This window comes from Staphylococcus canis (assembly GCF_016238445.1).
Lineage (GTDB): Bacteria > Bacillota > Bacilli > Staphylococcales > Staphylococcaceae > Staphylococcus > Staphylococcus canis.
In genome coordinates this window covers 1-11,070 of sequence record NZ_JABANU010000037.1, presented here as the reverse complement: position 1 = coordinate 11,070, position 11,070 = coordinate 1, and the positions used below count along the sequence as shown (strand labels likewise).

General features: G+C 38.0%; 7 protein-coding genes and 1 pseudogene. 7 read left to right on the top strand and 1 reads right to left on the bottom strand.

Going from position 1 to position 11,070, the window contains the following annotated elements; genetic code table 11:
• Positions 1-1,127: 1,127 nt before the first annotated feature.
• Entirely contained in the window at positions 1,128-1,595 is a 468-nt protein-coding gene (locus HHH54_RS10425) for a pyrimidine dimer DNA glycosylase/endonuclease V (protein WP_198618744.1), read from the top strand.
• A gap of 46 nt (positions 1,596-1,641) precedes the next feature.
• Here HHH54_RS10425 and HHH54_RS10420 read toward each other — a convergent pair whose 3' ends face one another.
• Positions 1,642-2,601 carry a ketopantoate reductase family protein gene (locus HHH54_RS10420; protein WP_198618743.1) on the bottom strand — a complete coding sequence of 320 codons (960 nt, stop codon included), beginning with the start codon at positions 2,599-2,601 and terminating at the stop codon, positions 1,642-1,644.
• Positions 2,602-2,923: 322 nt separating this feature from the next.
• Between HHH54_RS10420 and HHH54_RS10415 the strand changes: the two genes are divergently transcribed.
• The 6 genes and pseudogenes from HHH54_RS10415 (at position 2,924) to HHH54_RS10390 (ending at position 10,876) form a co-directional block, all read left to right on the top strand.
• The gene (locus HHH54_RS10415; RefSeq protein WP_198618742.1) at positions 2,924-4,162 is read left to right on the top strand and encodes an ArgE/DapE family deacylase; all 1,239 of its coding nucleotides are present in this window, start codon (positions 2,924-2,926) and stop codon (positions 4,160-4,162) included.
• 185 nt (positions 4,163-4,347) lie between these two features.
• A complete protein-coding gene (locus HHH54_RS10410; protein ID WP_198618741.1) occupies positions 4,348-5,742 on the top strand; it encodes an MFS transporter in 1,395 nt (464 codons plus the stop codon).
• A gap of 140 nt (positions 5,743-5,882) precedes the next feature.
• Positions 5,883-7,184, top strand: coding sequence for an anaerobic C4-dicarboxylate transporter family protein (locus HHH54_RS10405; protein ID WP_198618740.1), 1,302 nt, complete (start codon positions 5,883-5,885; stop codon positions 7,182-7,184).
• Positions 7,185-7,314: 130 nt separating this feature from the next.
• Positions 7,315-8,921 (top strand): annotated as a pseudogene (locus HHH54_RS10400) (xylulokinase).
• 53 nt (positions 8,922-8,974) lie between these two features.
• Positions 8,975-9,661, top strand: coding sequence for a 2,3-diphosphoglycerate-dependent phosphoglycerate mutase (locus tag HHH54_RS10395; RefSeq protein ID WP_198618739.1), 687 nt, complete (start codon positions 8,975-8,977; stop codon positions 9,659-9,661).
• A gap of 261 nt (positions 9,662-9,922) precedes the next feature.
• The gene (locus HHH54_RS10390; RefSeq protein WP_198618738.1) at positions 9,923-10,876 is read left to right on the top strand and encodes a mechanosensitive ion channel; all 954 of its coding nucleotides are present in this window, start codon (positions 9,923-9,925) and stop codon (positions 10,874-10,876) included.
• Positions 10,877-11,070: the final 194 nt, after the last annotated feature.

Here is an 11,070-nt window from a genome sequence, read left to right as displayed (position 1 = left end):
TCAAAAAACTATCAACTCTACGAGTTGATAAGTTCTATTTAAAATTAAAACAGGAAGATTTTTCATTTTTCATCATGAAAATCTTCCTGTTTTCGGTTCTGAGACACATTAATGTCCCAGCCCCTTTCCACTCATGAGTGTTAGATGACAGCTATTATATCAATTATATGTTATATATATTCAAGATAATACATTTATATGTTATATATATTCAAGATAATACATTTATATGTTCTATATATTCAACATGTTCAAGAAAACAATTTACTAGATCCATAAAGTCATCAGTTTAAATATAGATCAAGTCGAGCAATAAAGACATTAATTTAAATATCTGTTAAGTCATCAGTTTAAATTTAAAAATAACATATAATGTTTGTAATAACGTCATCATTTTATAAGAAAATTGCTAATGGAGATAGTATGATGAGTTTTGTAATGGTTGATTCTAAGATGTGCTACTCCATTAGCCGGAATAAGCATTTGTACAGTAAAGCGATACGGATCTACATTCGTACAACAATGGGTCATTTGACTTATGAAGTCTATATTGAGTATTACCAATGCCCATACGATTAGTACACTGAAGAGATGAATGTAGATCAGTTGCTTTTGGTTCTCGGTTATCTATTTGATTGTCTTAGATGAAGACAATGCTTTTGAGTTAAGTATCAAATGTTTTGATATTTAACGATTAAAGATACTCATCTATCTACCATCACAAATTTTCACAAGATCGTCATCAAATGAACTCATACATTTTTTTACTTTGACCTCAAGTATAAACAGTATGTTATTGTCCGTTCATATCAAGGGAAACAAGGTATAAAAACGTGTTTAAATGAATACTACCTTGTTGGTGTTATAGAATTCTATGCGTAAACAAGTTTGTTTGATTGGTAGCGCTTGACCAAGTTTATATTTGTAACTTGTTTACAGTTAAAATTATATAGCACACATTAAAGAATTGCAACAACTTTTTTCAGAAAAATCTAAAAATCTTTAAATAGAGTTTTGAATGTGAATAAATTTTAAGGTATATGCATATATTTTACTAATTCGAGTGATGTTTAAAGGGGTGCCGTGTAAAAGATTGAATGAGTCATTTCAGAAGAGGAGAATCAGGTATGCAAATTTTTAGAGTCAGTGCTGATCATCAGGTTAGTGCACGTTTTTTGGATAATAGACGTTTGTCTAAACAGGTTTTAGAGCTATACCAAATAATTCGTGTATGTTTAGCGGAGATGGGAGTGATTGAAGGGAATACACGTTATTTGTCGCATCCTATCGTGAAGCATGTGTATCATGAAGGGACACCTTATTTAGCGGATACTATGGCGTTGTTAGAGGCGATGAATGCAGAACATTTACGTCGTGGTGGGAAGCGTTCGGATGCGTTTCGTGAAGATTTAGAGCGTTTACGTAAAATAGTGTCACAAGTGGCACATCTCAATCCTGACCCGTTACCACCGTTTTATGTGTATGGTGACGATAAAGTGGTGGGAGAGGATGCATATGTGTGTTACGAAGCGTTGTTATTTCAAAAGTGGCAAGCGGATAAGATAGCGCCGCGTTGTGGTTGGCGTGGCGTATAAAAAATACAGCTACACAAACATTTGTGTAACTGTATGGGTCTACCTGTTAAGGTTCAAGTACGTATTCAATTTTATCAGTATATATCTGTGCGAAATCACGAATTAACGTGACAACAGCTTCATGATTCGGTGCTTTAATGTTAGACGCTTGAGCGTATTTGACGATTTGCCCATTTAAAGCATCGATTTCATTCGAGCGACCGCGTGTCACATCTTGATGCATCGATGGATAATGAAAACCTTGTGTTGTGAAGTGCGAAGCGTCTTTGATGGTTTGAATGATTGCTTCCGAATCTAATTGAATATTTTGTGCTTCTGCCACTTGGACGGCTTCATGCACGAGTAGACTGACAAGCTCTGGCGCTTCAGGATTGCTACTGAATTCATGAACGGTTTTATCAAAGATTGTACAGAGTGGTTGAATGGTACTGTCGATTATAGCTTGTTCCCATATTGCGACAGTGATGTCGTCACTTACTGATGCGTTTAACTTTGCATCGTTAAACATGTCAACAATGCGTGCTGTTTCAGCGTCATGCTTACCGTCTGCACGTTGCAATGAGATATGACCTTGACCATATAGATGAATCTCTCCAGCTTGATTCAAATATGATGGCCATGTTGTGATAGCTAAATAGAGTTGTGATGATGGAATGTATTGTCTTAACACTTTCGTATGACCTAATCCACTAACCATTGAAATGACACGTGTTTGGGATGTAATTGTGCCACGTCTTAATAACGTTTCCACGGTTTCCTCAACTTGATAGGATTTCGTTGTTAAGATGATTAAGTCAAAAGACGCTTCGTTTGTTTCAAGATGGTCAATTGGCATTTCAATAGCGTAAGTCCTCAATTCGCTTTTAACGATCATTCCTTCTGTTTGAATGCTGTTGACACGTTCTGACCAGTTGTCGAGTAACGTAATATCATATCCTGCTGCTTTAAGTTGAATACTGAGGCGGCTGCCTAAAGCGCCAGCGCCTATGAGACCAATTTTAAACATGGTTATATAACCTTTCTAGTGATATTTCTTCAGCACCCTATATTTTAAATTTAAAATAAAGTTTTGTCAATTGTTTATTTTTTGAATATAGAATGTGGCTGATATTTTAGTGCGCGAAGCTAACTAAAGATGATACAATGAGGTTGACGTACCATGCAGAAATTGAATTTTTTATGCTTTTTATCCTCATTTTTTCAAAAACTGTACTATACTGAAGATGGAAAACGCTTCAAATTTCTGTACACAAAGTTGTCACATTTTAAAAAGTTTTTTTATCCTCATGTTACAGAAACGATCAAATGAATCGGAAAGGGTGTTCGAAATGAGTGTATTTACAACCGAAGACAAGGTGAAAATTTTATCAGATTTAGTCAGTATCAAAACAGTCAATGATAATGAAATTGAAGTGTGTCAGTATTTACAAAAATTACTCAAGGAACATGGCATTGAATCACAAATTGATAAAGTAAGTGAAACGCGCGCAAATCTTATCGCTGAAATTGGTGAAGGTACTCCAGTGCTAGGTATTTCTGGACATATGGATGTTGTGTCAGAAGGCGACGCAAGCGAGTGGACGTATGACCCATTCACATTAACAGAAGACGACGGTTATCTTTACGGTCGTGGTTCGGGTGATATGAAATCAGGTCTTGCAGCACTTGTGATTGCGATGATTGAAGTGAAAGAAAGTGGCAAGCTTAAAAAAGGTAAAATTAAATTAATGGCAACAACAGGCGAAGAAATGGAACAAAAAGGTGCAGAACAACTGCATCGTAAAGGGTTTATGGATGAAGTGGATGCATTAGTCATTGCAGAACCTTCAGAAACGATGTTAGTGTATGCACATAAAGGATCTATGGATTACCGCATTACATCAAAAGGATTATCATCACATAGTTCGATGCCAGTGCTTGGTAAAAACAGTATTCAACCGTTAATGCAATTTATTCAAAATATCGACCATGACTATCAAGAACTTGTGGAAACGTTAAAACCACAAACGTTAGACTTTAAATCATATTCGGAATTCGTAGCACAATTGCTTCCTAAAGATAGTGATATTGATTTAGCAGAAGTTGAAAAAGTGCTTTCAACGCTAGTCATCAGCAATACGTTAATTAATGGTGGCGAGCAAGTAAACTCAATCCCAGCACGTGCGACAGCTGATTTTAATATTCGTACGATTCCGGAATATGATAACGACGCTGTGAAAGCATTATTCCAAAAACATTTAGACAAAATGAAAGAGGAAGGTCATGATTTTTCAGAGGACTTATACTTAGACCTTGATCCAGTTATCACAACAGGGGATAACCGCTTAATCAAACTTGGTCATGAGATTGGTACACGTATTTTAGATCAAGACTTAATCATCGCCCCAACTGTTGGTGTGACTGACGCATCTAACTTATTGCGTGACAAAGATGAACATTTCTCATTAATGGTATTTGGTCCAGGTGAACGTCCACACCAAATTGATGAGCGTGTTAAAAAAGACACATATCTAAAATTTATTGAAATCTTTGAAACATTATACGTTCAATATTTAAACGAAGCTTAAACACAACGACAACTGAGATATTTATCCTGAGTAGGCATGTGTAAGAACCACTCCTGAATGTAGATGTAAATATGAAGTCATATCATACGACAGCTACATCACATAGTGGTTCTTTCATGTGCTTTCGTATTCCAATGCGTTAAAGCGCTATCATAACTGTAAAATATAAAAAAAGAGGGGTTTTTATGGAAGAGCGACATTTTGAAGGAAATGCGAAATTATTAATTGGTATTGTGTTTGGGGTGATTACGTTTTGGATGTTCGCGTTGTCACTGGTGAATGTGGTACCGACTTTACATAATGAACTGCACACAAGTTTTGGTTTAATTAACGTTGCGGTCAGTGTGACGGCACTCTTTTCTGGTATGTTTGTAGTGGGTGCTGGCGGTCTCGCTGATAAGTATGGCCATGTGAAGATGGCGTATCTAGGGTTAACGTTGAGTATTATCGGTTCGTTAATTGTGATTCTTTCACCACATGTCATTGTGTTTATTATTGGCCGTAGTATTCAAGGGATTTCAGCGGCGTTTATTATGCCATCAACACTTTCGATTATTAAAGCGTATTATAAAGGACGTAAACGTCAAGCAGCACTCAGTTATTGGTCGATTGGATCATGGGGTGGTGGCGGTATTGCCTCATTTTTCGGTGGTATGATGGATACCTTTTTAGGGTGGCGTTGGATTTTTATTCTGTCTATTGTGATCGCTGTGCTTGCGATGATATTAATGAAAGGGACACCGGAAGTACCGCGTCGTGAGTCGTCAGTGTTTAAACATTTCGATAGTATCGGCTTAGTGTTATTTCTTGCGGCGATTTTATCTTTAAATATTATCATTACACAAAGTTCAGAGTTTGGATTATTCTCTCCACTTATCTTAAGTTTAATTGCGGTGTTCTTCGCAAGTATTATTGGTTTTATCATTTTAGAACGTTATCGTACGAGTCCGTTGATTGATTTTGAAATTTTTAAAGACAAAGGATATACCGGCGCGACGATTTCGAATTTCTTAATGAACGGTGTTGCGGGGACGCTAATCGTTGGGAATACGTTCGTACAACAATCTATGGGCTTTTCATCAGCACAAGCGGGTTTACTTACAGTGACGTACTTAATGACGGTGCTGTGTACCATTCGTGTAGGTGAGAAAATTCTTCAGCGTCTCGGTGCAGGTAAACCAATGATGATTGGTTCAGGTCTGAATATGGTCGGCATCTTGCTGATTTCTTGTGTGTTTTTACCACCTGTTTGGTATGTCGTGATATGTGTGATTGGTTATTTCATTTACGGCATAGGTCTTGGTTTTTATGCGACGCCTTCAATGGATACAGCGATTGCGAATACGCCTGATGACAAAGTCGGTATGGCGTCTGGTGTGTATAAAATGTCCTCATCACTTGGGAATGCGTTTGGTGTGGCGATGTCAACGACGTTATATTTTATCGGTAAGACGGCATTTAATATCGAAATGGGCGCGATGTTTGGACTTTGGTTGAATGTATTGATGGCTTTAATCGCGTTTGTGATCGTATTAAATACGATTCCTAAAAATCAAGGTGCTATCTCATCCTCTTCTTAATCTGATTGTGAAAACGCTTTACTCTTGTAAGGCTTTAAAGTGTTAACAAATTTGACATAATCACCCTCAAAATAGGGATGAACCGTGAATATGATTATGTTAAAATATTCACATAAAAAAGATAGAAAAGAGGAAGAAGTATGCTTCTTTTTGCCATAGAGATAATCATTATGATCCTTGCGATTGTACTTGGATTACGTACAGCAGGGGCATTAGGATGCGGTATCTTCGCAATTGTCGCACAGCTGGTTATGATTTTTGGATTTGGATTGCCACCTGGTTCGGCGCCTGTAACTGCAGTGTTGATTATTTTATCAATCGGGATTGCAGGTGGGACGCTTCAAGCGACTGGCGGTATCGATTATTTAGTACATTTAGCGTCTAAAATTATCGAACGTTTTCCAAAATCAATTATATTTATTGCGCCATTGATTGTGTTTGTATTCGTCTTTGGGATTGGGACAGCGAATATTGCGTTATCACTTGAACCGATTATCGCAAAGACAGCACTTAAAGCACGCATTCGTCCTAAAAAGCCATTAACTGTGTCAGTGCTTACCGCAAATCTTGCGTTATTATGTAGTCCAGCAGCGTCAGCTACGGCGTATATGATTTCAGAATTTACAGGTTTAGGCTTTACAATGGGACAATACTTATCCATCGTACTACCTACTGCACTCATTACGATGTTTTTATTAAGTACTTTTGTCACATTTGTAGGACGTACACGTATTGATGAAACGCATGCTAAAACGATGTTACAAAAAATCAGTGCGCCGAAAACGAAAGGACAGTACACGACACGTGTGAAACTGGGTGTACTTTCATTTTTCGTTGCGGTGATTTGTATTTTAACATTTGGCATATTCCCAGATATCAGTCCAACATTTAAAGTGGATGGCGAAACAGTCCAACTTCAAATGACGGAACTTGTTCAACTGTTTATGTATATGAGTGCGATGGTGAATTTATTATTGATTAAGATTCAACCTGCTCAAATTTTATCTTCACATATTACGCAAGCAGCAATTGGTGCATTGTTTGCGGTGCTTGGACCTGGTTGGTTAGGTGCGACGATATTTAGTGCACCGTCGAACCGTGTCTTTATGGAAGAGCAAGTCGGCAATATCATCAGTGCAGCACCGTGGTTAATTGTGATTCTTGTATCACTCGTGTCAATGGTCGTGATTTCACAATCAGCTACAGCGTCGATTGTTGTACCGATTGTGTTGTCACTAGGCATTTCACCGGCCTTCTTTATGGCGATGGTTCAAACGTTAAACGTCAACTTTGTCATCCCAGCACAACCGACTATTTTATTTGCGGTAGATGTGGATGAAACACGTTCAACCCGAACAACGAGCTTTTTACTGCCAGGCTTTTTCGGTGTAGCGGTGTCCGTTATTGTCGGATTGAGCCTCAAAACATTATACGGATTTTAATTGAATAGATATATTTAAGCGATTGTGATGATGACCCTCATACAATCGCTTTTTTAATAGAAGTTTTGCGACTGGGTTTCGGCTATACTATGATTAAAGTAACGATATTTTTGAGAAATGAGTGAGGGGCATGGAGCATCAAAAGGTTCAACATGAAATTGAACAAGGTCGTGTGACAGTGGGCATTGAAATTGGGTCAACACGGATCAAGACGGTCGCTATTTTACAGGACGCGACGCCCATCGCACAAGGTGCATTTGAATGGGAGAACCAATTTAAGGATGGCTTTTGGACGTATGATTTAAGTGAGATGTGGGACGGGCTACGAGACAGTTATGCTCGAATGACAACAAACCTTTCAGAAACGTATGGTGTGCCATTAACGCGTATTGCGTCACTGGGTATTAGTGCGATGATGCATGGCTATCTTGTGTTTGATGCGCATCATCAATTATTGACACCATTTCGAACATGGCGAAATAATCATGCCAACGCCGCGGCACGTGAATTACGTGAAGCTTTTCAAGTGAATATTCCAGAAAGATGGAGTATTGCGCTACTCTACCAAGCGATACGCGAGCGAGAAGCACATGTTAAAGACATCGCGGTAATGACAACATTGTCTGGTTACGTGCATTGGTGTCTCACAGGAGCGCGCGTACTCGGAATTGGAGATGCATCGGGGATGTTTCCGATTGATACAGAGACACAGACATATCGTGAAGATTTATGCGAAACATTTAATGGCTTATTGGATGAGTACGGCTTCGCGCAGCGCATTGAGTCCCTATTGCCAGAGGTACGCGTCGCAGGGGACAAGGCAGGTGTGCTCACTGAAGACGGCGCACGACGTATCGATCCGACTGGGCAATTAATGTCAGGATGTCCGATGTGTCCTCCTGAAGGCGATGCCGGCACTGGCATGGTAGCCACGCAAAGTGTCGCGCCACGTACTGGTAATGTGTCAGTCGGTACAAGTCTTTTTGCGATGCTCGTCTTAGAGCACCCACTGCGTCAAGTGTATCCAGAAATTGATATCGTGACTACGCCAGACGGTCATGATGTGGCGATGGTGCATGCGAATAATGGTGCAGCTGAAATCAATGGATGAAACTTTTTGGCGAGGTCTTAAAGACGATGGGCGTGTCTTACGATCAAGATACGCTGTATACAAAGCTGTTATCACAAGCGTTGAAAGACGACGTCGATATCCGTAACTGGATGGCGTATAACTATATTTCTGGAGTGTTTATTACAGGGATAGAAACCGGCTACCCAACACTTGTACGAACGCGTGATAGCGAATTCACACTGCCACATTTTATGAAAACGCATCTAATGAGTATGTTTAGTACGCTTAAATTAGGTGTGGATATATTAAAAGCGCATGAAGATGTGCAACTTGAGTCTATTGTGGGACACGGTGGATTATTTAAAACGCCAAAAGTCGCGCAACAATTTTTAGCGGAAGCATTGGAAAGTCCTGTACAAGTCATGTCCACCGCAAGTGAAGGTGGAGCATGGGGCATTGCGGTATTAGCACAATATATGCTAGACACGAAAGATTTAGATCTTGCGACGTATTTAAAAGAAGTCGTTTTTCACAATCAATCCGTTTCGACCTATACACCAACAGAAGCAGGTATCCAATATTTCAGAGACTTTGTACAACGATTTAACAATGGTTTATCCTTACAACACGCAGCATCCGATGCGTTTCACGATGAACACCATTGAAAGTAGGCAGAAATGGGTATCATGACTATAAAAGAGAGAAAGGATGTTAGGGTATGCCAAAATTAATCTTATGTCGACACGGCCAAAGTGAGTGGAATGCGAAAAATTTATTCACAGGTTGGGCGGATGTCGACTTATCAGAACAAGGTGTAGACGAGGCGATACAGTCTGGTCGTAAATTAAAAGACCAAGGTATTGAAATTGATGTCGTCTTTACATCACTACTTAAACGTTCGATTAAAACAACGTATTACTTATTACACGAATCCGATCAACTGTTTATTCCGACGCATAAAACGTGGCGTTTGAACGAACGACATTACGGTGGACTGCAAGGCTTAAATAAAAAAGAAACGGCCGAAAAATATGGTGAAGACCAAGTTCAAATATGGCGACGCTCTTATGATGTGAAACCGCCAGAACAAAGTGATGCACAACGTGAAGATTATTTAAAAGACCGAAAATATGCCTTACTTGATCGCCGTATTATGCCTGAAGGTGAAAGCTTGAAAGATACATTAGATCGTGTGATTCCGTTTTGGAATGATGCCATTTCACAACACTTACTTGACGGTCAAACAGTACTCGTCTCCGCACATGGTAATTCGTTACGTGCGTTAATTAAATTTTTAGAAGATGTCCCGGATGACGAGATTGCACATTATGAAATTAAAACAGGCGCACCACTGATTTATGAATTAGATGACGCATTAAAAGTTCAGGACAGTTATTACTTATAATTTTTACATCAATAAAGTCGAAACAGGTGTGCTCTAATTTTTATACGGCAAATCAATTAAAATTGATTGTGTATTTTATTTTAAGTGTAATAGTTGAACTACACTATCTAATCCATTTTTTAATCGCATTTAAAATTTAAAAAAAGTTTGGACGAAAAAATAATCTCAAAAACTTTTTAGAAATATGATTAAAGAGAAAGAAATAGGGGTATCAAGGTATCATAACGAAAAGTATTATTATATTTGAGGAGGTTCACATAAATGAGGGGTATTACAAACACATTTATGGACGCACTTCACACGATTATTGGATTCATTCCAAACTTAATCAGTGCGATTATTTTACTTATTGTTGCGTGGATCATCGCGACAATTGTTAAAAAAGTTATTGTCAAAGGTTTAGGGGCATTAGGCTTTGAAGACTGGTTACGTAAAAAAGGTTTAGTTGACCGTAACCGTGGCACATCAGAATCAGAAGGGCTTATCAAAACATTTGGTAAATTAGCTTACTTCTTAATTTTCTTATTGTTCTTACCAGCAATTTTTGACGCATTAAACATGAAATCAGTATCAGGTCCAATCCGTGACATGATGCAAAGTATCTTAAACTTCGCGCCAAGAATTTTAGTTGCAGTTATCATTTTAGTTGTTGGTTTATTCATCGCTAAAATGTTAGGTACTTTAGTGAAAAACTTATTACAAAGCTTAAACGTAAGTCGTTTCAATCACTATGTAAACTTTGGTAAAGACAAAAACAGTATCGATTTACCAGCTGCAATCGGTTGGGTCATTACAACAATCATTGGTTTATTCTTCTTTGTTCAAGCATTAAACACAGTGAACTTAACAGTATTAAATAAAATCGGTGCTGCAATCATCGGTTACTTACCATTAGTTATTTCAGCAGCTATTATCTTAGCGTTAGGTTTAATTGGTGGTAACTTATTAGCGAAATTCATCCGCAAATCAACAGGCAACAACACATTAGCTGAAATCGTGAAGTTCTTATTAATCATTGTTGCAATCTTTATGACATTAGATCAATTAAACTTCGCACAAAACATTGTTAATGTTGCATTCTTATTAGTATTAGGTGCAGTTGCGGTAGCATTTGCGATTGCGTTCGGTATTGGCGGTCGTCCATTCGCTGAACAACAATTACAAAAATTAACACGTAAAATGGAAAACGACAACGATGACGTAACTCGTCGTTAATCGTTAATCCTGAATATACAAGCTCTAGATGTATCAAACGTACATCTGGAGCTTTTTTGAGTGGTTAAGTATCAAATGATATTTCTTTAGAATTATAAAAAAATGATATTTAGTGATTTTAAGGTATAACATTTAATAATCTATTATTTATAGTGCAAATACATAGCATTTAATATATATAATTAATTATATAT